General features: G+C 44.7%; 19 protein-coding genes. 4 read left to right on the forward strand and 15 right to left on the reverse strand.

Annotation, left to right across the window (positions count from 1 at the left end):
* The first annotated feature begins 370 nt into the window (after positions 1-370).
* Positions 371-2,137, forward strand: coding sequence for an alpha-glycosidase (locus MHI12_RS17560; protein WP_405169901.1), 1,767 nt, complete (start codon positions 371-373; stop codon positions 2,135-2,137).
* Positions 2,138-2,276: 139 nt separating this feature from the next.
* On the opposite strand, the gene glgA is transcribed toward MHI12_RS17560, so the two are convergent.
* Positions 2,277-3,719, reverse strand: coding sequence for a glycogen synthase GlgA (gene glgA / locus MHI12_RS17565; protein WP_405169902.1), 1,443 nt, complete (start codon positions 3,717-3,719; stop codon positions 2,277-2,279).
* A complete protein-coding gene (gene glgB, locus MHI12_RS17570; RefSeq protein WP_405169903.1) occupies positions 3,716-5,722 on the reverse strand; it encodes a 1,4-alpha-glucan branching protein GlgB in 2,007 nt (668 codons plus the stop codon). Before glgB ends, glgA begins: the two co-directional genes overlap by 4 nt.
* Positions 5,723-5,915: 193 nt before the next feature.
* Between glgB and MHI12_RS17575 the strand changes: the two genes are divergently transcribed.
* A complete protein-coding gene (locus MHI12_RS17575; RefSeq protein ID WP_074095458.1) occupies positions 5,916-7,142 on the forward strand; it encodes a glucose-1-phosphate adenylyltransferase in 1,227 nt (408 codons plus the stop codon).
* A gap of 123 nt (positions 7,143-7,265) precedes the next feature.
* On the opposite strand, the gene MHI12_RS17580 is transcribed toward MHI12_RS17575, so the two are convergent.
* The 5 genes from MHI12_RS17580 to MHI12_RS17600 all read right to left on the reverse strand — a co-directional run bounded on the left by MHI12_RS17580 (position 7,266) and on the right by MHI12_RS17600 (position 12,794).
* Entirely contained in the window at positions 7,266-8,765 is a 1,500-nt protein-coding gene (locus tag MHI12_RS17580) for an ATP-binding protein (RefSeq protein WP_405169904.1), read from the reverse strand.
* The gene (locus tag MHI12_RS17585) at positions 8,762-9,460 is read right to left on the reverse strand and encodes a response regulator transcription factor (protein WP_017688086.1); all 699 of its coding nucleotides are present in this window, start codon (positions 9,458-9,460) and stop codon (positions 8,762-8,764) included. Before MHI12_RS17585 ends, MHI12_RS17580 begins: the two co-directional genes overlap by 4 nt.
* A complete protein-coding gene (locus MHI12_RS17590; protein WP_143781232.1) occupies positions 9,453-10,772 on the reverse strand; it encodes a hypothetical protein in 1,320 nt (439 codons plus the stop codon). The genes MHI12_RS17585 and MHI12_RS17590 overlap by 8 nt, the downstream gene beginning before the upstream one ends.
* 22 nt (positions 10,773-10,794) lie before the next feature.
* On the reverse strand, positions 10,795-11,520 hold the full coding sequence (locus MHI12_RS17595) for a phosphonate ABC transporter ATP-binding protein (RefSeq protein ID WP_405169905.1): 726 nt from the start codon (positions 11,518-11,520) through the stop codon (positions 10,795-10,797).
* Between the two features lie 83 nt (positions 11,521-11,603).
* Positions 11,604-12,794 carry an MFS transporter gene (locus MHI12_RS17600; RefSeq protein WP_341007862.1) on the reverse strand — a complete coding sequence of 397 codons (1,191 nt, stop codon included), beginning with the start codon at positions 12,792-12,794 and terminating at the stop codon, positions 11,604-11,606.
* A gap of 391 nt (positions 12,795-13,185) precedes the next feature.
* On the opposite strand from MHI12_RS17600, the gene MHI12_RS17605 reads away from it, so the two are divergent.
* Together MHI12_RS17605 and MHI12_RS17610 are read left to right on the forward strand one after the other, a co-directional pair.
* Entirely contained in the window at positions 13,186-14,106 is a 921-nt protein-coding gene (locus tag MHI12_RS17605; protein WP_036613670.1) for a helix-turn-helix transcriptional regulator, read from the forward strand.
* Between the two features lie 49 nt (positions 14,107-14,155).
* Positions 14,156-14,920 (forward strand): HAD family hydrolase, encoded by a 765-nt coding sequence (locus tag MHI12_RS17610; RefSeq protein ID WP_405169906.1) that lies wholly within the window; start codon positions 14,156-14,158, stop codon positions 14,918-14,920.
* 35 nt (positions 14,921-14,955) lie between these two features.
* Here the strand turns inward: MHI12_RS17610 and MHI12_RS17615 are convergent, their stop codons facing one another.
* The 8 genes from MHI12_RS17615 to MHI12_RS17650 all read right to left on the reverse strand — a co-directional run bounded on the left by MHI12_RS17615 (position 14,956) and on the right by MHI12_RS17650 (position 25,774).
* Positions 14,956-17,295, reverse strand: a complete 2,340-nt coding sequence (locus MHI12_RS17615) for a DNA topoisomerase 3 (RefSeq protein ID WP_405169907.1) — start codon at positions 17,293-17,295, stop codon at positions 14,956-14,958.
* Positions 17,296-17,420: 125 nt separating this feature from the next.
* Positions 17,421-17,912, reverse strand: coding sequence for a Fur family transcriptional regulator (locus tag MHI12_RS17620; protein ID WP_036613667.1), 492 nt, complete (start codon positions 17,910-17,912; stop codon positions 17,421-17,423).
* 231 nt (positions 17,913-18,143) lie between these two features.
* Positions 18,144-19,631, reverse strand: coding sequence for a glutamate synthase subunit beta (locus MHI12_RS17625; protein ID WP_036673826.1), 1,488 nt, complete (start codon positions 19,629-19,631; stop codon positions 18,144-18,146).
* A 617-nt stretch (positions 19,632-20,248) separates the two neighbouring features.
* A complete protein-coding gene (locus MHI12_RS17630) occupies positions 20,249-20,737 on the reverse strand; it encodes a dihydrofolate reductase (RefSeq protein WP_405169908.1) in 489 nt (162 codons plus the stop codon).
* Between the two features lie 50 nt (positions 20,738-20,787).
* Positions 20,788-21,582, reverse strand: coding sequence for a thymidylate synthase (gene thyA, locus MHI12_RS17635; protein WP_036613661.1), 795 nt, complete (start codon positions 21,580-21,582; stop codon positions 20,788-20,790).
* 302 nt (positions 21,583-21,884) lie between these two features.
* Positions 21,885-23,300, reverse strand: coding sequence for a dihydrolipoyl dehydrogenase (lpdA, locus tag MHI12_RS17640; protein WP_036613658.1), 1,416 nt, complete (start codon positions 23,298-23,300; stop codon positions 21,885-21,887).
* 3 nt (positions 23,301-23,303) lie between these two features.
* Positions 23,304-24,620 (reverse strand): dihydrolipoamide acetyltransferase family protein, encoded by a 1,317-nt coding sequence (locus MHI12_RS17645; RefSeq protein WP_405169909.1) that lies wholly within the window; start codon positions 24,618-24,620, stop codon positions 23,304-23,306.
* A 176-nt stretch (positions 24,621-24,796) separates the two neighbouring features.
* Positions 24,797-25,774 carry an alpha-ketoacid dehydrogenase subunit beta gene (locus tag MHI12_RS17650; RefSeq protein WP_074095465.1) on the reverse strand — a complete coding sequence of 326 codons (978 nt, stop codon included), beginning with the start codon at positions 25,772-25,774 and terminating at the stop codon, positions 24,797-24,799.
* Positions 25,775-25,809: the final 35 nt, after the last annotated feature.

Consider the following 25,809-nt stretch of genomic DNA (forward strand, 5'->3'; position numbering starts at 1 on the left):
CAAGCTGTTCAGGGCACCCTTTTTTCTAAATTAGCTGTAAGTATATTCAGCACAAAGCTGGAAATGCTGTGAAAGAAACCTTTGAAAACGATGAAAATAATACATTTTATTACAGTAAATGTGATTCGTTTGCTGGCTAACTTGGTTAATTATAACTATAAGTGCATGTTCAAAAGACCGGTTTTCAGTACCGAGAAGATGGGATGAAGCTAGAAATGGAGTAGCGGAGCGTAGGCAAAACTACGTGAGCAACGGACATTTCGGCTGAATTCCATATTCGATGCCAATGATGCCGATAGGCATCACTTGTAATCAAAAGCGGGCTTTTGAACAACCTTTATAACTTATCCTATATTCAGGAGGTGCTGTCATGCTGCTCGAAGCCATGTATCATGTTCCTCGTGACAAATGGGCTTATGCTTATAATTCGTCTACCATACATCTGCGCGTACGAACCAAACGTAATGATGTACAATACGTGACTGCACTGACCGGAGATAAGTACGATTGGAATGGAACATACAAGGAAATTCAATTGGAGAAGGCTGCTTCGGATAACATGTTTGATTATTGGGAGGCTGCCGTCAAGCCACAATTCAAACGTCTCACTTATATATTTCGGATAACTGCCGGTTCAGAAGATGTGTTTCTTGCGGATAATGGAATTCATTATGAGACCCCCTATCCAATTGGAGGATATTATGAGTTCTCGTATATACATGAAATTGATGTGTTTAAGGTGCCCGAGTGGGCCAAAGAAGCCGTCTTTTATCAGATCATGACGGAACGGTTTGCTAATGGAGATCCCAAGCTCAATCCAAAAGAAACCCATGATTGGGGTGGCAAACCTGAGTTAGACAATTATTTTGGTGGAGATCTGCAAGGTGTGCTGGATCATCTGTATGACCTAACTGAACTTGGCGTGAACGCCATTTACTTTACCCCGTTATTCCAGGCCAATTCCTACCACAAATACGACACGATTGATTATAAAAAAGTCGACCCCCATTTCGGTGATAATGCCCTGCTCAAACAATTGACAGAAGAATGTCATCGCCTGGGTATACGTGTCATGCTTGACGCGGTGTTTAACCATTGCAGCGAAGACTTCCCTCCTTTTCAAGACGTTCTCCAGAATGGAAAAAACTCCAAGTATGCCGATTGGTTCCACATCAATGAATATCCGGTTCAGATCAAGGACGGTATACCAACCTACGATACATTTGGTTTCTATGGCAACATGCCCAAGTTCAATACAGCCAACCCTGAGGTTAAGGCATATCTACTTGATGTGGCTGAGTACTGGATCAAGGAAATCAAGCTGGACGGCTGGCGGCTGGATGTAGCGAATGAAGTGGACAACCATTTCTGGCGTGATTTTCGCAAGGTTGTGAAAGCAGCGAATCCTGAAGCCTATATTGTTGGTGAAGTATGGAGCGACTCCTTGACCTGGCTTATGGGAGATCAATTCGATTCGGTCATGAATTATCCTTTTGCCGACAAAGTGCTTCAGTTCTTCTGTGGATCAATGGATGGTTATAACTTTGCCAACGAGATGGGTTCACTGATTATGCGCTATCCGCAACAAACCAACGAAGTGATCTTTAATATGCTGTGCAGCCACGACACCCCACGACTGCTCACCCGGTTAGGAGAAGACAAACGCCGATTAAAGTTGTCGGTTGTATTTCTTTTCACCTATATCGGTACACCTTGTATCTTCTACGGCGACGAAGTTGGGATTAGTGGTGATGCTGACCCGGATTGTCGAAAATGTATGGAATGGGACCCGGCCAAGCAAGACAGAGAATTGTATGATTTCTATCGTCTGATGATTGATTTACGCAAAAGTAATGAAGCCCTGCGCAAAGGACGCTTCCGATTCCTCAAGGCTGATCACAATGATCCCTGTATCGTGTACGAACGTGTGGATGACAACCTTCACTTTACCGTATGGATGAACAATACACCTCAAGATCGAACGCTTTCTCATCCCATGGAAACAAAAGACTGGAAAGATGCATTAACTGAAGAGCCTGTGTTTCCAACCGATGGAATGATGAATATTAAGCTTGACCCCTATGGGTACCGCATTTTGTACAGACAACTTGATCCGGCAACTATCCAACACAACTGAGGTTTAAATCAGACAGTCATATTAAAAAAATAAAAACACTTCCACCGTCTCAGATGATACTTCATTCTGAACTTTGGAAGTGTTTTTTTGGATGAGAAAAAGCCACAGCATCATATGCTGTGACTCATTCAAGACTACATCATTTTAGAGGGTCAAGTGTGATCCGACGATAAATGTCCATATATTCTTCAGCTGAGACGTTCCAGCTGTATTCTCCGCCCATTGCATTTTTCACGATTTTCTTCCAGTGTTCTGGCTGTTTGTAGATCTCCTCAGCACGCCGAATGGTATTCATCATGTCATGTGCATTAAAACTTGTGAATGAGAAACCATTCCCTTCTCCAGTAAACTCATTGTATGCCTGCACAGTGTCGTTCAGACCGCCTGTTTCCCTTACGAGAGGCACACTACCGTACCGCAGAGCCAGTAGCTGACTAATACCACATGGTTCGAACCTCGATGGCATCAGGAAGATATCACTGCCTGCATAGAAACGGCGGGATAACCCATCGTTAAACGTGATCTGGGCAGACATTTTGAGCGGATAACGATTAGCGGCTTCACGGAACCAGTGTTCATACATAGGCTCTCCTGTTCCCAGTACCGCGAATTGAATGTCATCATAGTACAGCAATTCATCCAGGATGCGGCAGACCAGATCAAGTCCTTTAGAGTCCACGAGCCTTGTCACCATCACCATGAGTGGTACATCAGGACGAACAGGAAGTCCAAGTTCCTTTTGCAGCTCAATTTTGTTCTCCGTTTTCTTGGACAGACTGGTTCTGTATTTCACTGGAATTTTGGTGTCCGTTGCCGGGTTGTAACTCTTGGTATCAATCCCGTTCACAATCCCGCTGAAACGATCTCCAAGTGAACTGAGCAGTCCGTCCAGTCCGTATCCATAATAAGACGTTTGCACTTCCTGTGCGTATGTTGGGCTTACGGTTGTCACATGGTCAGCATACACAATTCCTGCTTTCAAGAAATTGACGTTACCGTAATATTCGGCTCCATCCACGGTGAAATATCGATCGTCCAGCTCAAGGATATCACTGAATAACTCATGCGGGAATACCCCTTGGTACAACAAGTTATGTATGGTGAATACCGTACGAATATCACTGTAGAATGAATCATGTCTGTAGTGGGCTTCAAGCACCAAAGGAATCATTCCTGCATGCCAGTCATGACTGTGCAGCACGTCAGGCTTGAAATCAATCTGTGGCAACACTTCGAGAACTGCACGGTTGAAGAAGGCGAAACGCTCGCCATCATCCATATAACCGTACACTCCATCACGCCCAAAATAATACTCATTATCCACAAAATAGACTGGAATCCCATCATGAACCAGCATTTCTATTCCACAATAGGGTCTGCGCCAGCCAAGAGGCACATCCGTTGTAATTACGGGCTGTAACGCGTCTTTATACTCATCGGGAATCCCCTTGTACTTAGGCATAATCACCCGCACATCTGCCCCGCTCTTCTTCAAAGCAAACGGGAGAGCACCGATTACGTCAGCAAGGCCTCCTGTTTTGATAAATGGATGTACTTCAGCAGCAGCAAATAGAATATTCATGCCTTTGTCCTCCTCTTCGGTTTGAGCGTGTTGCTTTCATTTTTATTCTTCGTTTTTGAACTGACGGAAGTTATACTCGCAGGTGATTCATCCGTTTTCCGACGTGTGTTCTTTTTTAGAATCACGATGCTCAGCGGAGGCAATACCAAGTCGAGACTATGCGGATGCCCATGAAAAGGAATCTTTTCGGTAGGCAGTTGCATATCATTAGTAATGCCTGAACCGCCGTAAACGGAATGGTCACTGTTCAGTACTTCGGTATACATACCGGGACGCATGACACCAATCCGGTAACGCTCCCGCTTGACCGGCTGAAAGTTAATGAGCACAAGGAGTGTATCCGCAGGTTTTTTTCCTTTGCGTACGTATGAAATGACACTCTGGTCCTGATCATCCGGGGTGATCCATTCATAACCGTCCAAGGAATGATCAAGCTCCCACAAAGCTTTTTCACTCAAGTACAGGTTAGACAGCTCACGCTCAAACTTATGCAAATTGCGGTGACTGTCATAATCCAGCAAGAACCAATCCAGTTGATCCTCATCTTTCCATTCGATGAACTGGCCAAATTCTCCACCCATAAATAACAGCTTTTTCCCTGGGAAAGTCATAAAATAGCCCAGAAAAGCACGCATGCCGGCAAATTTCTGCTCATAGGTTCCTGGCATCTTGTCGAGGAGCGACTTTTTGCCATGAACAACCTCGTCATGTGACAGAGGTAGCACATAATTTTCAGCAAAGGAGTATACGACCGGGAAAGTCAGCAAATGATGTTTGGAAGGACGCTCATGAAAATCAGATTCCATGTAATCAAGCGTATCGTTCATCCAGCCCATGTTCCATTTGTAGTTGAAACCCAGACCACCTTCATCTACAGGCAAAGTCACCATTGGCCATGCACTGGATTCTTCAGCCATCATCAACGCATAAGGGAAATACTTGAACACCGTCTCATTCAGTTGCTGCAAAAAAGCTACAGCTTCCTTGTTCTCAAGACCACCTTCATCATTGGTACGATATTGTCCTGGCTGCTTCTCAAAATCAAGCCGAAGCATACTCGTAACCGCATCAACACGGAGTCCGTCAAAATGATACATCTCCATCCAATATAATGCATTGGAGATCAGAAATGAACGAATCTCAGGTTTCGAGTAGTCAAAGCTGAGTGTACCCCAGCCTGGCTTCTCTGCTAACATCGGATCTGCATACTCATACAAAGGCGTACCATCAAACATACGCAACCCATGAGCGTCTTTGGCAAAATGTGCAGGTACCCAATCCAGCAATACGCCAATCCCAGCCTGATGTAGTGTATCCACTAGATACATCAGATCTTTTGGATGCCCATAACGACTGGTTGGCGCATAAAACCCTGTGTTTTGGTAGCCCCAAGAAAGGTCATATGGATGCTCACTAAGGGGCATCATTTCAACATGTGTATATTTCATTTCTAATAAGTAAGGAACAAGCAAATCAGCCATCTCGCGATAACTATAGAGGCTTCCGTCTTCTTTGCGCTTCCAGGTTCCCATGTGCATTTCGTAAATATGTAGAGGTTTGTTATACATGGCACGTTGTTTGCGTCTCCAGGCTCCATCATTCCATTTGTACCCTTCGATTGAACTGGTGACAGAGGCTGTCTGAGGTCGAACCTCTGCTTGAAACGCATATGGGTCCGCTTTGAGCAATTCTGTTCCATCTTCCGTTAATATACGGAACTTGTATAAAGTTCCTTCGCTGATTTCCGGAAAAAAACGACTCCAAAATCCTGATTCGGGTATCTTATATAAAGGTTCCTTTTCGCCTTTCCATTCATTGCGGTCCAGAGCCAGTCCTACTTCTACGGCATTTGGTGCCCACACGGTAAAGCGATACCCCTGAAGGCCATCGCAAGTCTCAGGCTGCGCGCCCAACATTCGATAACTGTGATGAAGATTACCTTCATGAAATAAATAAATATGCTCCGGCAATATGTCCGGGTGTGCTAACGGTTGAATGGCCAAGAGATCACCTTCTTCTCAAGAAAATAGATATAACAGTAACCATTACCCCATTCTAGCCAAGTTGAAAAGAAAAATGCGGTGAATTAGAAAATGTTGTACATTTTCAGAATTTTTACAGTAACAATCGTTTCATTTGCTCTACTTTGCGTTAATGATGTACTACAATGCACAATATTTTGGGAGGGAAACGATTATGTTTAATAAAGATTGCATCGCTATGCTGTTGGCGGGAGGAGAAGGGAAGCGATTAGCCCCTTTAACCTCGAGTATCGCAAAACCCGCTGTACCGTTTGGCGGGCACTACCGGATCATCGATTTTCCTCTCAGTAACTGCGTAAACTCAGGGATCGATACTGTAGGAGTATTGACGCAGTACCAAGCGGAATCTTTACACGATCACATCGGTGGAGGAGAACCATGGGGACATGGTAACTCAAGTGAGGCAGGAATCTCCTTGCTTCCATCTTATCATACAGGAAATGACGAATACTTGGGAACGGCGGATGCTATTTATAAAAATATCGACTATATTGACCAACAAAACCCCGAAAATGTTCTAATTTTGTCGGGTGACCATATTTATCATATGAATTATCGTGATATGTTGGAGGCTCATCAAGCCAATAATGCCGCAGCAACGATTTCAGTTATGGAAGTTCCTTGGGATGAAGCACATCGCTTTGGGATCATGGCTGCCGATGCTGATTTGCGTGTAACCGAGTTTGCCGAGAAACCGGCTGAACCAAAAAGTAATCTGGCTTCAATGGGCATTTACATGTTCAAATGGGATTATCTGAAACGCCATCTCTTGCAAGATGCCGCTAACCCTGAATCCAGCCATGACTTCGGTAAAGATGTTATTCCTCAAATGTTGAACGAAAATAATCCCCTCTTTGTCTATAACTTTAATGGTTATTGGAAAGACGTAGGTACGGTTAAGAGCCTTTGGGATGCACATATGGATCTGTTACACAACGAGGAAGACTGGAGTCTGCAAAAAGAAAACTGGCCGATGTTTACTCGCGACTGGCGCTCCAAGCCAAGTGCTTACAAAGCAAGACATACAAAGATCGAACATGTTACTTCCATGATTCACGACTCTTGTGCAATCGAAGGTCGTTCAGAACGTTCCGTTATCTTCTGCGGTGCTGAAGTGGGTAAAGGCTCTGAGGTTAAAGACAGTGTCGTTATGCCTAACGCACGCATAGGCCGTGGGGTTCACATCGAACGTGCCATCATCGGTGAAGGTGCAATAATCAAGGACGGTGCAATCGTTAAAGGTACGGCAGATGAAATTGTGGTCGTTGGACCTAACGAGATCGTCTCTGCCAAACCGGCTGTCCGTACGCAACCTGTTCGTATGTTGAAAGAAGTATATGAGAAAAGTGGGCGCCTGCGCGCTGGTGAACTTTCTTCATAATGAAGTAAACATAAGATGAAAAAGGCGAGCCTCAGATGGCTCGCCTTTTTTTGTGTTGATATGGATGTTATAAAGCGTACATGCTCGATCATCAGGTAGAAAAATCTCTTATCTTTTAAAACCTTAAGACTTTTCTAGATCCGATTTAGCATCGCTTGCTGTTCGCGCATCTGTGACTTCAGCATCACCAGACGCGGTTACAGATTCTTCTGGACCCATCTCCTCAGACACAGCCGGTAATGTAACCGTAACGGTTGTACCAGATCCAAGTTCACTCTGCATCGTGATGGTTCCCTCATGCAGTTCTACCAGTTCCTGCGTAATCGCAAGCCCCAGTCCCGTTCCCCCATTTTGATGATTTACCTGGAAGAAGCGGTCCCGTACTTTGATTAGGTGTTCTTCACTAATTCCGATACCAGTGTCCTGAACAGCTGCAATGATCTGACCATTCTCCTCTTTGACGGACAAGAAGATCCAGGAATTCTCATGTGAAAATTTGATCGCATTATCCACAACATTCAGGAAGACTTGTTTCAGTCTGTTACCGTCTCCATGGACATTATAAGCACGAGTCTCGTCAGTCTCCAACTTGAGATGGACCTGTTTTTGTTCCGCTTTGGCCCAGACATTCAACATCGTTTCCTGTACAATTTCACGAATGTTGACGGTTCCTTTGACAAGCTTCATCTGATTCTGCTGCAATTTGGAGAAATCCAGCATCTCTTCAACAAGTCCAATCAGCCGTTCGGTTTCCTTGGAGATAATACCCATACCGATACGGGTTTCTTCCGGATCATAACCGCCTGAATCCAGTGTCTCGCTCCAGCCTTTGATACTGGTCAGAGGTGTTCTTAATTCATGTGAGATCGAAGAGATAAAATCATCCTTGATCTGATTACTGCGCACAATCTCATGTGCCATGAAGTTAAGTGTTGATGCCAATTCGCCCAGTTCGTGCTTATAATTCCCTTTAACCCTGACATCCAGCCGTCCTCTAGCCATTTGGGCAGATACTGCGGTGATGTTGTTAATTGGACGTACAATGGAATTTGCCATACCAATACTGATGATCAACACTATAGCAAGCACGCCAACACCGACCGCAGCGGCAAGTAGTCCCATATTTAACAGCTTTGAATTCACATCTTCGAGTGATGTCAGATATCGAATAACATAAGTATTTTCGCCGCCCAGATCAAACTTGTGTGAAACGGCCATGACGGATTCTCCAGTACCTGGTTGTCTTCCAATCCAGCGTCCCATATCCCCATTCAGAGCCTGCATAATATCACTGGTTTGCAGCACAGCCCGGTCAGATTCGAAAGCAGTTGAACTCGCCAATACGCGCCCGTTCAGATCCAAAATTTCCAATTCAGTATTGGACAATGCCAAGTTCACAAGGAGTCTGGACAGATTATTGCCATCCTCTGTAGTATTTTCACGGGCAATCGGCTCGAAAAAATCCTTTGAATTAGAAATGTGGGTACTAATCGTATTGTAGATACTCTCATAATAATACCTTTGAACTGCCAACATAAATACGAATTCGACCAACAGCAGAGCGAGAAATACTACAAAGAAATAATGTAGTACGATCTGCCGAGTAATGCCTTTTTTAATCATTGCTCCCGGCCCTTCCATTTGTACCCGTGACCCCATACTGTCTGCAGGTATTCGGGCTCGGAAGGATTGTTCTCAATTTTCTGACGCAAACGACGAATGTTGACATCCACAATTTTGGGATCACCCATGTACTCTTTTCCCCATACGTGATCTAACAATACATCGCGGCTGAGCGGTGTATTTTCTTTTTCCAGGAAAAACTGAATCAGGGAAAATTCCGTTGGAGTTAATTCAATCGCTTCATTCTGTTTTTTGAATTGCTTCGAGATCAGATCTAGGGAAAATGGCCCTGACTGGAACGTAACCTTTGCCGCGGTTTCCCGATGCACGTTCACTCGACGTAATAAAGACTGAATACGCGCAATCAACTCGGTAGGGCTGAAAGGCTTGCTGACGTGATCATCTGCACCAACGGAGAGTGCGTACACTTTATCCTGTTCCTGCACTTTCGCGGTCAAAAAGATGATGCCCAGACGTTCATTGGTTTCACGGATCCGTCGACACACCTCGAATCCATCAATACCTGGTACCATGACATCCAGCAGAGCCAGATCAATATCCGGTACTGTCTGCAGTATGCGAAGCGCTTCATGACCGTCACCTGCTTCAAGCACTTCGAATCCGTTTCTCTTTAAATTAATCACTATAAAACTGCGGATGGATTCTTCATCCTCAAGAATAAGTACTTTACTCATTAAGTTCTCCCTTTCTATTCAGCTGAGAAGTATTGCTCAGTGCATCTTTACCCGCCTCTGATTGTGCTACCCGTGAAGCAATAACCCGATCTTTGGTACGCGTAATTTCCTTCCAGCTTTTACCCTTCTCCTGTTCCCACTTGGAAAGGGTGAAATATTTGATCTCTGCTACGGTTTCGTCCGTATCAATCATTTTAAATCGAATATATTTTTCCTTTTCCGATTTGGTGTCAATAGTGATCTTACCGTACCACTCTGGCTTGAGATTTAGATGGAATAAATCAGCATCATCCCGGAATTGGAATGAGACAAATTTCTTGCTGTCTTTACCATCCCACTGATAATAGGTGTAAAACCACAACCGAGAGTCAAATACGTAATGCTCCCAACCTTTTGGAGTCTCTTTAAGTCCAAACTCAATAATACCATCATTATCGACATCACCGCTTAAAATTTTGTCATCTCTATACGTTTGATCCGGTGATTTGAAAGCATTGACTAACTTGTTATCTTTAACATACATAATTTGCGAGAAGGAACTCCGATCATCCAGCTCGGCATCCAGTACAATGCCCATCTGTCCTTTGGCGATCTCTCCGCCCAGAGCATTATAAACTTCTTTAACGGTATAATCGGTCTGCACCCGATCAACTTCCTTGAAGCTGCCATCTTCGTACTGGTATAACGCAATCGTTGCAAAACCGCTGTTGTTCAGCGAAATGATAACAAAATCACTCTTACCATCTCCGCTCAAATCCAGCGTGTTCCCCTGCGCATCATCAATGATATATTGATTATACGGAACTCCACCCAAGACCTGCTCCAGTGCCCCGCCCTTGTAGGAATATGCAGTCAGGGCCTTCTGCTCCTGCAGACTTACACCAAGAATAATATCCGGATTTCCGTCATTCGTAATATCCAATACTTTAAAGGATTGCAACTCATTTCCCGGCACATCAAATGTAAGTTTTTTAACCCATGTGCCTCCCTGCTCTTCCAAAATCATGCCATGGATTCGCACATTCTCATTAGGTGTCTCATAAAAAACAATCGCTTCCCGAGTTCCATCCCCATTCAGGTCTTCCACCCGAATCATGCTGGTATTATTCATATCCTTGGGACGAATCAATGTACTCTCTGGCGGCAGTTTAACCTGTACCACGTTGTACAGTTTCTCCTTATCGGTGGACATCATTGGTTTTCTCATCAAACCCTTGGGGTCACTTATGACTGTGCATCCGCTTAGAACAGAACCAAGCATAATCGCCATAGTTCCTGCTGCTACAAAGCGTCCCCACCGTGAATTAAACAATCTCATCACTCTTTTCAATAGTTTAAATCTGGTTTTTTTCTTGCTGTGTCAGTCTTCGTCCACGAATATCAAAAGCAATCTTGCCTTCTGCCAATCCCCAGATCCGTGTGGCATGTTTCTCAGCAAGTTCAATAGGCAGTACTGCAATGACTGTTGCACGTTCTTCTTCACATAATTTGCGCAGCGTTTCCAGCACCGAATCTGCTGTGTGAGGGTCAAGACCAATCACTGGTTCATCGGCCAAAACCACTTTGGCACCATGAGCAAGTGCTCTTGCAATAGCAACACGCTGCTTCTCGCCACCACTGAGCTTCTCTGCTATTTGATGTGCTTTATCAAGTAATCCCAATCCTTCGAGATAATCCATAGCACCCATATAATCATCAGAACGTACCATGCCGGTCACCATTCTCCATACGGGAGTCTGACCCGATCGTCCGATTAATACATTTTTAAGAGCCGTACGTCTAGGAAATAATTCTGGATTTTGTTCCAAGTATGCCCATTCCCGTTTGATTTTCCGTTTTCCGGACCAGCCTTCTTTCAAAATCTCTGCACCATCCACCGTAAACCGGCCGGAATCCCATTTTTCCATCATGGCCAAACATTTAAGCAACATGCTTTTACCGCTACCGCTTGAGCCAACTACAGCTATCATTTCACCCTGTTGCATATCAAATCGAATATCCCGTAGAACGGGAACGTGGTCCACGCCAACGGATTTACTCAAGTTCTCTACTCTGATCATCGCGATGTCTCCTCTTGTCCATGTTTTTCCCTACCACTAGTGTACTCGGAAATGGACATCAATTTCCATGCGAACACCAGCTTCTATTTTAACACAGATTCGAACTCAGGTTTACGACGAAATAATATACCTGCCACGCCGAAAAGAAGGTACAGGATTCCGAGCAAGGTGAACATGCTTCCGGGTGAAATCCAGTTGATCATCTGACCCCCCAGATTCGGCCCAATAATACTTCCAATTGTGAAATGAAAGGATGCCACAACGTTGGCTGCAGGCAGCAACACTTTAGGCAAAATGTCTGCGGCATAGGCCAGGCCCAATGAGAAAAAGGAGCCAACCAAGCCTCCCGCGATTGTTAACAATACAAGCGTCCACCAGAAATGCGTACCTGCGACTGGAACCAGCATGAAGATGATTCCCCCGCTGATGCCCGCAAACATCAATATCTTCTTCCTACCGTATCGGTCACTCAACATCCCGAGTGGCAATTGTAGGAACAAACCTCCAATCCCGATAAAAGGAAGCAACGACGAAATCTGATTGGTATCGAATCCAATACGCAGCCCATACACGGGGAAGTTACTATTCATACCTGCTTCCATATATCCGTATAAGAGTGCTGGTAAAAGTGCATACCAGGCCCATGCCAGACTACGACGGAAGCGACGTTCCGGCAGTTGGCCATGCTCTGCTTTTTCCGGTTTCGTATCCGGAAGCTTCATTAATACAAGCATAAGTACTGCTGCGATACATATGAACAAGACCCAGAAAGGCACTGCATCACCGAATCCAAGCAGCTTAATTCCCAGCGGTCCAATACTGAATCCCAGCCCGTAGGACATGCCATATAGTGATATGTAGCGCCCACGCTTTTCAGGTGCAGTAACGAGCAACACCCAGAGCTGAGCCGCATAATGAAGTGCACTATCTCCTATTCCAACGACCAGACGCAAAATGAACCATATTTTAATATCTGGTAAGTACGGAAACAATATTAAAGGGACCATGACTAATATCAGGCCGCCCACTATAAGCTTTTTGAACCCGAGTGCTCCCAATAGTCGCTCCGCAACGAGAGTCATGGCAAAAGAGCCAATGTACAACGCGGCGGCGTTTAATCCGTTTAAACCTGGTGAAACTCCTTTTTGCTCCAAAAAAATCGAAAGCACAGGCAGCAAAAGCCCCTGACTTATTCCCGCCACCACAATAACCGTAATCAAAATGAGATAGTTGGCTGTCGAGTGTGATAGTTTGGGACGAGTAATCGATGACACGAATTCAATCCTCCTGCGAGCACACAAAGAAAAATCGCCATCGCTGACGACTTTTGTATGGTATACATATGGTTTTAAACTGCTATTCAAAGATCGGGGCTTTGCCCCGGACTTGAACATTATAGTGGACAACGCCCTGCAAAACAAGCCATAATAGAGGTTGTTCAAAAAGTTCACTTTTGATTACGAATCATGCCTAGTGGCATCATCAGCTTCGAAGATGAAATTCAGCCGAAATGTCCGTTGCTCACGTAGTTTTCCTACGCTCCGCTACTCCATTTCTAGCTTCATTCCATCTTCTTGGTACTGAAAACCAGACTTTTTGAACACGCACTAATCGTACTTAAGTCGCTGCGTACATTTAGATGTGACGGGAGGATTCTGCAACATTATGGCTTATCATGTGAAAATTGATGTTTCACCGATATATGAAATGCTTAACAGCTTTCTGGTTTATGTCACGAAAAAATGGATTCAGCATCTGGATATTGGTCCTGAATGGATTCTGGAAGTGGAAGGCAAACTAAGTTCCAATGTACGAGCTGCGCTCGCACCTGCTGCCACTTGGCCTTTTGATGATTTTGATGTTTTGTTTGCATGGGCAGCTTATCAAAATGATACATCGGAGAATCGTGATTTCCTGGACATGCTTGCCGGAATGACAGCGGAAGACCTGTTTGCACGTGTGTCTCCTCTTCTGCCGGCTCTTACAATAGAAGAATCTACGCGCATTCGGAACAGTTATGTCCCATTATTGCGACTATGGGATGAACACTACTGTCAGAATATGAGCGAAGATCAGCGTGTGTGGCTGGAAGAAGATGCCGAAGAAAAACGCATTTTGCTTGATAAAATGGGCTCTGAACTGCTTATTGAATATGCTACAGCGGGCGTTCTTGTTGAACCGATGCCGGGACTGAACGAAGTCATCCTCTTCCCAACGGTGCACAATCGTCCTATTAATATGTACTGCTTCTATGAGGGGATGATGATCATGCAGTATCCCGTAGATGCACCTGAAGAGAATGAAGACCAGCCGCCAACATGCCTTTTACGTTTCACCCATGCGTTGGCTGATCCCGAAAGACTTCGCCTGCTTCGTTACGTATCGGATGAACCCAAATCCCTCGCTGAGATGTGTGAAGAATTGGGTAAAGACGAAGACACGGTCAAAGACCAGGTTATGGCGCTACGCATCGCAGGTCTGCTACGGACCCATCTGCTCGGAAGTAACCGTAAAGAGAAATACAGTATTCGGCCAGATGGCGTATCTGAATTGAATATGTTCTTGGAATCCTATATTCGCATTTAATTTAGTTGAACCATTGTGGATTTACTGGCTACAAGGAGTGAGTTAGATCATGAAAATAATGAAACAACATATTTTGTTTGACCTTGATGATACACTCGTATATTGCAACAAGTACTTCAACCTGATTTTGGGAGAATTCTTTGAGAATATGCAAGAGTGGTTTGATGGACATTCTCTGACAACACAGGAGATTCGGGAAAAACAGCTGGAGATCGATGTAACCGGAGTGAACAAGCTTGGTTTTGCGAGTCATCATTTCCCGCAATCCCTGATTGATACCTATCGTTATTTCTCCGGCAAGTTCGCTAGATTAACCTCTCCAAGAGAAGAGTCTTATCTGAGCAAGTTGGGTATGAGTGTGTACGATCAGGAGGTTGAACCCTACCCTCATATGGTTGAAACGCTTGAGAACCTCAAAAGTGCTGGACATTCCCTTTACTTATATACCGGCGGCGAAACCGTGATTCAGCAGCGCAAGATTGATCAGATGAAACTCTCGGCTTATTTTGATGATCGGATCTATATCCGACAACACAAAAACGTCGAGGCACTGGAAGGCATTCTGTCTAATGGTCCGTTTGATCGTCGTGCAACCTGGATGATTGGCAACTCACTACGCACAGATATTATGCCTGCGGTAAAAGCCGGAATTCACAGCATTTATATCAAACAACCGAATGAATGGCAATACAACATCGTAGAACTTCAACCTAATCCGGAAACGTCAATGTATACCATCACTGCACTGGAAGAAGTACCGAAAGTGATACACGAAAATATACAACAGCAGCAACAGAAAAGGACCCTTGGATAAGGGTCCTTTTGCTGTATGTTAACTGTTAACTAAGATCAAGCATCCTGCTTCTCGCCAGATAATTTGCCTGTTACTACGTCCTGCAAAATAATACGTGCTTTCACCGTACTCCCGTCTTTTCGTTTGAACGACAGTACTTGTGTACTCCCCTTCTCAATCAGCGATTTTAACATCGTACTGGTGATTTTCTTGCCTGCATACTCTTTCCAGACCACAAATGAACAGCCTTCCTTGAAACGTGAGCATCCATAACCCTTCTTGCCCTCTATAATCTGACCCGTACAGCCGGGAGAAGGGCAAGGTGCCAGTAACTCTCTCACTCCGGTTGGGCTCACAGTTGAAGATGGCGCCTTGGTGGCCGTACTTTTCCCACTGCCAGCTCTGGACGAAGATGCCGAAGTCTGACGGGACGTTTTTACAGTTGAACCACCACTAGCCGTCTTGGCAGATGTCCTTGTGTTCCCGGCCTGGGTTCTGGCTCCCTTGCCTTTCCCTCTGCCCGCACGTGAATCTTCTCCAAAAGCATCTGCTGGAGCAGGAGCTTGTACACGCACTTTCTCAATGATGGACAAGGTGAATTTCTTGACGTTCTCCATGAACTTGTCCTGACCCGCCTCACCTTTGGAAATCTGATATAACCTTCTTTCCCATTGCCCGGTCATCTCAGGTGAAGTTAACAGATCTACACCCGCGCGACGAATCAACTCAATAGCCGTTCTGCCTTTGAGCGTTAACTGCATTTTCTTCCCTTGCAGCGTAATGTAACCTACATTTTTGAGGCGCTCAATTGTAGCCGCACGTGTAGCCGGAGTACCCAGACCACTATCTTTCATCGCATCTCGCAACTCTTCATTCTCGATCTGTTTGCCTGCACTCTCCATCGCTTTCAGCAATGTTCCCTCGGTATAACTTTTGGGAGGCTGGGTCGCCTTCTCCTTGAACTCACTCTTCGTACATTGAACAGGCAAGTCGGGTTGTACAGCAAAAGCTTTATCCGTCCATTCTTCAGCTTCCTCTTCCTCATTGCCGTTTTTCTTGCTCTTCTTCTTGCCTGCACCGCCCTGTTCCTGATCTCCAGAACCGAGAACCACTTTCCATCCGAGGGACAGCAGCTCTTTGACAGATGTCTTAAACTGATGTTTCTCCACTTCGGTGAGCACGGTATGTTGCTTATACTCCGCCGGAGGATAAAAGTGAGACAAGAAACGTCTGACAATCAAATCATAGATGTTCTGCTCATCCTTGGATAAGGTACCTGGTCGCTTCAAAGTAGGTAGGATCGCATGGTGATCCTCAACTCTGCTCGGATTACATACCCCTTTATTATTCTTATGAACAAGCTCTGGCTTGGCCCCTTGCGCAAGCTCACTATAGGTACCATTTTTAAGCAGGTTTAGTGTTTTGTGCATACCTTCAATATTCTGTTCTGTAACATAGTTGGAGTTTGTCCGCGGATACGAAATCACCTTGTGTTTTTCATACAAGGCCTGTGCAATATCCAGTGTTTTTTTGGCACCATATCCAAACTTGGCATTGGCTTCACGCTGTAAAAGGGTCAGGTCATACAAACGATACGGATACTCCTTCGTCTGCTTTGCTTCGTATTTGGTAATCTGCCCTGTCTTGCCCTTCACACTGGCTGCAATGGCCTCTGCTGCCTCCGCATCGGTCAACTTATCTCCCTGACGCAGTCCCCGGTACTCGACACCTTCCTGCCGAAACCAGGCGGCTACTTCATAAAAGGTCTGTGATTGGAACGCTTCAATCTCTATTTCCCGATCGTAGATTAGCGCGAGTACCGGCGTCTGCACACGGCCTACAGACAACAATGCATTATGACGGGTTGTAAACGCACGTGATGCATTCATCCCAATCAGCCAATCGGCTTCACTTCTGGCGCGAGCAGCATGGGTCAAATTTTCAAATTCAGAGGCATCCTTCAGACCATCAAAACCACGTCTAATGCTCTCTGCTGTCAAATCCGATATCCATAAACGCTTTACAGGCTGACGCAGCTTCAATTGCTGTTGTATGAGGGCGAAGATGTACTGACCTTCTCTCCCTGCATCACAAGCATTAACGATCGCTGAAGCCCGTTTTGCCAGTTCTCCAATCATTTTAAGCTGATCTTTAGTCCTCGGATTGGGTACAATCTTGAACTGATCGGGTATGATCGGCAGGTCCGCTATATTCCAACGCTTGTACTTTGTATCATAGGCATCCGGTTCAGCCAGTCCAAGCAAATGCCCTATCGCCCAAGTGATGATGTAATGCTCACCCTCCAGATACGTGCGATTGTTCTTGGCCTTTGGTTCTATGACGGCGGCAATGGTTCGACCCATGTCGGGTTTTTCCGCTATAACCAGTGTCTTCATCCGTCCATCTCTCCTCCTTCACCGTCCGCATGACGGCAAAAAGGGGCATTCCGCCGACGGAAGCCCCTTGCTTCTGAAACTCATTATATCAGATTTTGGATTCGGGAGCACCTTCCCGAAATGAATTATCCTGCTGCCTGTTCTTTTAATACATGCTTTTGTCTGCACTCTTTGCATACACCCTGGAAATCCAGACGATGATCCGTAACAGCAAAGCCATACTGACGCTCGATTTGTTGTTCCAAACGAAGCAGACCATCTTCCATAATCTCTTCCACTTTACCACATTCTGTACAGATCAAATGATGGTGGTGATGGGAACCGTCTGTACTTCGCAGATCAAAGCGCGCAGCGCCGTCACCAAAGTTAATCTTTTCAACGACCTGAAGGTCACTGAGCAGTTCGAGAGTGCGGTAAACGGTAGCCAATCCAATCTCAGGGAACTGCTCCTTAACCAGGAGAAATACTTCCTCTGCGCTAAAATGATCCTTTTCATGTTCAAGCAATACACGTACAGTAACTTCCCGTTGTTGTGTTAACTTATATCCTTTTTCAACCAATTGATTTTTAATGTGAAAGATCTGTTCTGAAATGGACTTGTCCCGGTTACTTGCCATAGCAGGTCGCACCTCCGATTTATATTCATTGAAATTTACTTTTATCGTACGGATTCATGGTTTCAGTTAATCCTTATTTATAATCATTATAATATAATAATAAATCTTTATCACTTAAAAAGCAATGATGTTGCTCACACTTACATGAAATATGTAGTCAAATTGGTTAAAATAACAGCAAACAACCCTCGCTGATCGCGAAGGTTGTCATTTATATCTTGTTCTATACTTTTACACCAGAACCGAAGCACCCATCAAGTATTTGTCCACTTCACGAGCAGCCTCACGGCCTTCATTAATTGCCCATACAACCAAGCTTTGACCACGACGCATGTCACCTGCTGCAAATACTTTATCCACATTGGTGTTGTATTTGCCGTAACGTGCCTTAACGTTTGTACGACGATCTGTTGCAAGTCCCAGTTGCTCTACCAACGTTTGTTCCGGTCCATCAAATCCAATCGCAATCATGGCCATTTGAGCCGGGAATACACGCTCTGTACCTGGAATCGGCTGATAAATCTTGCGACCAGTCTCATCCACAATACGCTCGATCTGTACGGTATGCAATTCTTTGAGGTTCCCCTCATCGTCTCCGACAAATTTTGTTGTCATGATGGAGAATTCACGCGGATCTTGACCAAACAACGCTTTGGCTTCCTCTTGCGCATAATCAAGTGTGTATACGTTCGGGAATTGCGGCCAAGGGTTGTTAATGCGATCACGCTCCATAGGCGCTTGTGTATGCGTACCGAATTGAGTGATCGTACGACAACCATGACGCAACGATGTAGCCACACAGTCAGATCCTGTATCACCGCCACCAATGACAATAATATCTTTATCCTTAGCGGACAGATATTGACCATCTTCCAGATTGGAATCCAGATAACTCTTAATGCTACCATTGAGGAAATCCATGGCGTAATGAACGCCTTTCAAGTCGCTGCCTTCAATATTGAATTCACGCGGCTTCGTTGCACCACCGCACAATACAACAGCGTCATATTCATCCACCAGTTGTTGTGCTGCGATATCTTTACCAATCTCGGTGTTCGTAATGAATTGAATGCCTTCTGCTTCGAGCAGATCAACACGACGTTGAACTACGTTTTTATCCAATTTCATCGTTGGGATACCGTACATCAGCAATCCGCCGACACGGTCCGAACGCTCATATACGGTTACCGAGTGTCCTGCTTTATTCAACTGAGCCGCAGTAGCTAATCCCGCTGGACCTGAGCCTACCACAGCTACACGTTTACCCGTACGTTTTTCAGGAGGTTGGGGAACCACCCATCCTTCTTCGAAACCTTTTTCAATAATTGCTTCTTCAATCGTTTTGATGGTTACAGGCTGACCAATTAAGCCAACTGTACAAGATCCTTCGCAAGGAGCTGGACAGACGCGACCTGTAAACTCTGGGAAATTATTCGTTTTGTGAAGGCGCTCAAGTGCTTCTCTCCACAGTCCGCGATATACAAGATTATTCCATTCTGGAATCAGGTTATGCACGGGGCAACCTGACGTGCCGCCAATCATATCTATACCTGTATGGCAATACGGGGTACCACAATCCATGCATCGTGCACCTTGTGTTCTGAGCTCTTCTTCAGCCATATGTTTATGAAACTCTTCCCAATCCTTAATCCGCTCCGCTGGCTCACGATCTGTTGGCAGTTGACGTTTGTATTCCATAAATCCAGTAGGTGTAGACATCTTACGTTTTCCCCCATCCGTTCTTGTCTTAATCCCTTCATGTGCATGGTTCTATATGAAATGGATTACTCATTACTTGAGTTTTTGTATATTGTATCACAAAATCTTCTCGAAGATATTTCAATTATAGTAGCATTTACTGTGCTGAATATTAAATGGATTATCCGCATAATTATTTGTATTTTATACATCATATCTTTCAAGTCTACCCATGGTCAATACCCTTATTTTGGTGTTAAATGTGGTTTTGAACTGCGAAATCTGGTGTGTGTTAAAGAAACAAAAGATCGAAACGTTAAGTAAATGTAAGATAATTTGTCATCAAATTCAACATATTTTGCTATAAATCGTTCTCAATTCCGAATATCAGACCTGTTTTAGGGCTTCACAACGTTAAAACCCCAAAACTTTTACACTTTTTTACTGTTTAATGCTTGGTTACATGTATATTATACATAAATATTAATTATTAATGTTATATTAATGTTATATGTATTCCAATCTAAACAAGTGACTCATTTTTTTTATAAAAGAAAAGACGCTGTTCACGAATATTTCGCAATCAGCGTCTCTCATTATACAAATACGACCCAAGTCAGGAATTTCTTATGCCATATTTACCGTTTACGTTCGTAAAATTCGAATGTATACGCATGAACATTTTTTTCATCCTGTTCGCCTTCAATCTGTTCAATCAGTTGCCATTCGGACCACTCCACTTCAGGGAAAAACGTATCTCCCTCAAAATTCTCATGAATTTTGGTCACCACAAGACGATCTGCAAGTGGCAAGAACTCGCGATACACTTGGGAACCCCCAATTACACACAGTTCCTCACCTTTGGTTACACTCAGACCCTCTTCAATCGTATGTACGATTTCGGCCTGTTCCACCTTGTAGTTCAGATCTCTAGTCACCACAATATTACGGCGCTGAGGAAGCGGCTTACCACCAAAAGATTCCCACGTATTACGGCCCATGATAATCGTTTTGTTTAACGTACGTTGTTTGAAAAAGGCCATATCTTTGGGTAAACGCCATGGAATCGAATTGTTTAATCCGATCACACCGTTTTCTCCCATGGCCCATACCAATTCAATACTCAAGGATAATACACTCCTTCAATCCAAGTCTCTTATCGAGATTGAACACGTAATTAGACTGCAATTGGAGCTTTAATGCCCGGATGATGCTGATAGTTCTCAAACTCGAAATCTTCAAACTTATAATCAAAAATAGAATCCGGCTTACGCTTGATTACCAGCTTAGGTAAAGCATAAGGTTCACGCTCCAGCTGAGTTTTAACCTGATCTACATGGTTAGAGTAGATGTGAACATCCCCTCCAGACCAGATGAAATCACCCACCTCAAGATCACATTGCTGGGCAATCATATGAGTCAAAAGCGCATAACTCGCGATGTTAAACGGCAATCCGAGGAACGTATCCACGGAACGCATCGTAAGCATACATGATAATTTACCCTCTGCAACGTAAAACTGAAACGCAAAATGACAAGGTGGAAGCTTCATATTGTTGATCTCAGCCACATTCCATGCGCTGACAAGGTGACGACGCGAGTCCGGATTATTTTTGATCGAATCAATGACTGCAGCGATCTGATCAATTTTTTCTCCGTTTGGTGCTTCCCATGTACGCCACTGCGAGCCGTATACCGGACCGAGATCCCCATTTTCGTCCGCCCAGTCGTCCCAGATCTTCACACCGTTTTCTTTTAAATAAGATATATTGGTATCGCCACTCAAAAACCACAACAGTTCATGAATAACCGATTTGAGATGAATTCGTTTGGTTGTTACCAGCGGAAATCCTTCGGAGAGATCATAACGGAGTTGTCTGCCAAAGACAGATTGTGTTCCTGTTCCTGTACGGTCTCCTTTATGCACGCCGTTGTTCAGAATATCCTGCAATAAATCGAGATAGTTTTTCATGTTGATATCCCCTCACACTTTTTTTCGTAAGTATAAAAGTTTAACTTAAATACTAAATACATAGACCGTGATTGGCTTGGAGCCACATCATGACTGATCATTACTACAGTGTACCACAATTGAGTTGTTGGATAAAATCAATTCACTGAAACTTATGAGCGTGTAACTTTTCATCATGTCACATACACGAGCATCTTAATTTCTCGGCTCTTGCTCAGAAAAAAGAGACGAATAACGCGTTAGCGTCATTCGCCTCTTCTCATATACGTATAATGCCGGACGAATCCGAAGCCTAGATGATCTTAACGGGAGATGATGTGGATCGGGTGACCCATAACCAATTCCGCAGCTTCCATCACGATTTCGCCCAAAGTTGGGTGAGCGTGAATTGTAAGAGCCAGATCTTCCAAAGTTGCGCCCATCTCAATTGCCAAACCAAGCTCAGCAATCAAGTTGGAAGCTTCCAGACCTACGATTTGGCAACCCAATACAAGGCCGCTTTCTTCGTCAGCTACGATTTTCACGAAGCCTTCAGCGTGGTTCAAAGATACAGCACGGCCGTTACCCGCATAAGGGAACTTGCCTGCTTTTACTTTGTAACCTTTTTCTTTAGCTTCTTTTTCAGTGTAACCTACGCTGGAACACTCTGGATCTGTGAACACAACAGCTGGCATACATTTGTAGTCAACTACAGATGGTTGTCCTGCGATTGCTTCAGCAGCCACTTTACCTTCATAAGAAGCTTTGTGTGCCAGAGCCAGACCAGATACGATGTCACCGATAGCAAAAATGTGAGGAATGCTGGTACGACCTTGGTGGTCAACTTTGACAAATCCACGCTCGTCAACGTCAACACCAATCATGTCAAGACCCAGTTCTCCATCTGTGTTTGGACGACGTCCAACAGTTACCAGCAGGTAATCTGCAGTTACTTCTTTGGACTCACCATTTACAGAGTACTTAACAGTTACATCTTTATCCGTTTGCTCAGCACTTTCAGCTTTTGCACCCGTTACGATTTCGATGCCTGTTTTCTTCATGTTTTTAGCCACGAGGCTAGTCATGTCTTTATCGAAACCTGGCAGTACTGTATCCAGACCTTCGATGATTGTTACTTTTGCACCGAATTTGGAGTACATTTGACCAAGCTCAGCACCGATATATCCGCCACCGATAACGATCATGCTTTTTGGTACTTCAGGCAAGTTCAGAGCTTCTGTCGAAGACAGAATGCGTCCGCCAAACGGGAAAGGTTTCAGTTCGATTGGACGGGAACCTGTTGCAATAATTGCATTTTTAAATTTATAACGTGGAGACTCGTGGTCATTAAATACACGAGCTTCGTTTTCGTTGATGAACATGCACTCACCGTTGAAAACTTCAACTTTGTTGCCTTTAAGCAAACCAGCTACGCCGCCAGTCATTTTCTTAACAACGCCGTTTTTGAACTCTTGAGTTTTGCTGAAGTCCACTTTTACGTTCTCAGCAGAGATACCAAAAGCTTCACCGTGAAGTGCAGACTCATATTGGTGTGCAGCAGAGATCAGGGCTTTGGATGGAATACATCCACGGTTCAAACAAACACCGCCCAGTTCGGATTTGTCTACGATCAATACGCTTTGGCCCAGTTGAGCAGCGCGGATGGCAGCTACATAGCCGCCAGGACCCGCACCAATTACTAATGTGTCGATATTGAGAGAAGCGTCGCCTACTACCATATCTTACACCTCCATAACAAGCAGCTCAGGGTTAGCGAGCAGCTGTTTAATGTAATTCATAAAGTTTTGTGCTGTTGCGCCATCGATGATACGGTGGTCAAAGCTCAGGGAAAGAGCCATTACAGGTGCTGCAACTACTTCGCCGTTTTTAATCACTGCTTTTTCGCTGATACGTCCTGTTCCGAGAATAGCAACTTCAGGGAAGTTGATGATTGGAGTGAAGAACATACCGCCAGCAGAACCGATGTTACTGATGGAGATTGTGCTTCCTCTCATTTCATTCGCGCTCAATTTGCCCTCACGACCACGAGCAGCCAGATCACGGATAGAATCAGCAATCATCCAGATGGATTTACGGTCAGCATCTTTGATAACAGGAACGATCAAGCCGTTGTCTGTATCTGTAGCGATACCGATGTTGTAGTATTTTTTGTAAACAATTTCGTTAGCTTCTTCATCAATCATAGCGTTCAGAGCCGGGAATTGGCGGGAAGCCGCAACCAGTGCTTTAACGATGAATGGCAAATAAGTAACTTTTGTTCCTTTTTTCTCTGCAATTGGTTTCATGCGAGTACGGAAAGCAACCAATTCAGTTACGTCCACTTCGTCCATGATTGTAACGTGAGGTGCTGTGTAAGCCGATTTAACCATTGCATTCGAGATCGCTTTACGGATACCTTTGAATGGTACGCGCTCTTCTTCAAGGTATTGATCAGCTGCTGCTGGTGCTGCGGATTTTTTCTCTTCTTGAGCCGGAGCTTCGGAAGATGCCGATGCGGAAGAACCGCCACCGTTTTTGAAAGATTCAACATCTTCTTTGGTTACTTTACCGTTGTTGCCAGTGCCGTTAACTTGAGCGATGTCTACACCTTGTTCGCGAGCAAATTTGCGCACGCTTGGTGTTGCCAGAACGTCTTTGGCAGGTACTGCCGGAACGCTGTTATTGCCGCCTTCTTTAGCTGCATCCGTGCTGGAAGCTGCTGCAGAAGAACCGCTTGTGTCAGCTCCGCCTTGAGCTGCATCTTTCTCTTGCTCGCCTTGGTCGCCAGCAGGAGCGTCGTCTTGCTCAGGAAGTTCGCCTTCTGCATCGATGATCGCTACAACTTCACCAACGTGGCAGACTTGACCGTCTTTAGCGAATACTTCTGTAACTGTTCCGTTAACCGGACAAGGTACTTCTACAACCGCTTTGTCATTCTGTACTTCCATGATGATGTCATCGTCAGTTACTTTGTCACCGACTTTGATGTGCATCTTGATGATTTCGCCTTCGTGTAGGCCTTCGCCCAATTCAGGGAATTTATATTCAAATTTAGCCAACTGAAAAACCTCCTTGATTATGTGCTCAATCCTGAAAACAACCCTTAACTCCAAGAAACAACTGTTACTGCTAATGCAAATAACTGTTACTCAAGGGGCTAATGGCTGTTTACAGTGCAGCTTGCGCTGCGGTGTGAATCACCATACTGCGCCTTGCGGCATGTCAGATGATTAAATTAGAAATTTACGACTTTATTAACCGCAGCAACGATACGTGCTGGGTTAGGCAGCCAAGAATCTTCGATTTGTGCAAAAGGATATACAGTATCCGGACCAGCTACACGCAGAACCGGCGCTTCCAAGTGCAGGATTGCTTTTTCATTGATTTGGGCAATGACTTCAGCTGCAACACCTGCGCTCTTTTGAGCTTCCTGTACAACAATTGCACGGTTTGTTTTCTTAATGGAAGCAACGATGGTATCGATGTCGATCGGGCTAACCGTACGAAGGTCGATAACTTCAACTTTGATTCCTTGTTTTTCGAGTTCTTCTGCTGCTTTCACAGAAGTGTGAACCATCATACCGTAAGTAATGATCGTTACATCGGAACCTTCACGAACAACGTTCGCTTTGCCCAACTCAACAACGTAATCTTCTTCAGGCACTTCTGCACGGAAAGCATGGTACAAGTTCAAGTGCTCCATGAAGAATACAGGGTCGTTATCGCGAATAGAAGCGATCATCAGACCTTTTGCATCGTAAGGGTTAGAAGGAACAACGACTTTGATACCTGGTGTTTGCGTGAGCAGACCTTCCAGGGAATCTGTATGCAATTCTGCCGCTTTTACACCGCCACCGAATGGTGTACGGAATACGATTGGAGAATTGTATTTTCCACCAGAGCGGAAACGCATACGAGCAGCTTGCACTACCATTTGGTCAAGTGCTTCGAAGATAAAACCAACGAATTGGATCTCAGCAACCGGACGGAAGCCTTGTACACCCAGACCTACAGCCAGACCACCAATAGCGGACTCAGCCAGTGGTGTATCAAATACACGCTCTTCGCCAAACTCTTTTTGCAGACCTTCCGTTACACGGAAAACGCCGCCTACATTACCTACGTCTTCACCGAAGAGCAGAACGTTAGGATCACGTTTCAACTCCACGCGAAGCGCATCACGGATTGCTTCTTTCATGTTCATTTGTGCCATTTGCTTCATTTCCTCCTTAAACATTGACAGTTCAC

Origin of the sequence: Paenibacillus sp. FSL H8-0280, from assembly GCF_045040665.1 — a bacterium.
Lineage (GTDB): Bacteria > Bacillota > Bacilli > Paenibacillales > Paenibacillaceae > Paenibacillus > Paenibacillus xylanexedens_A.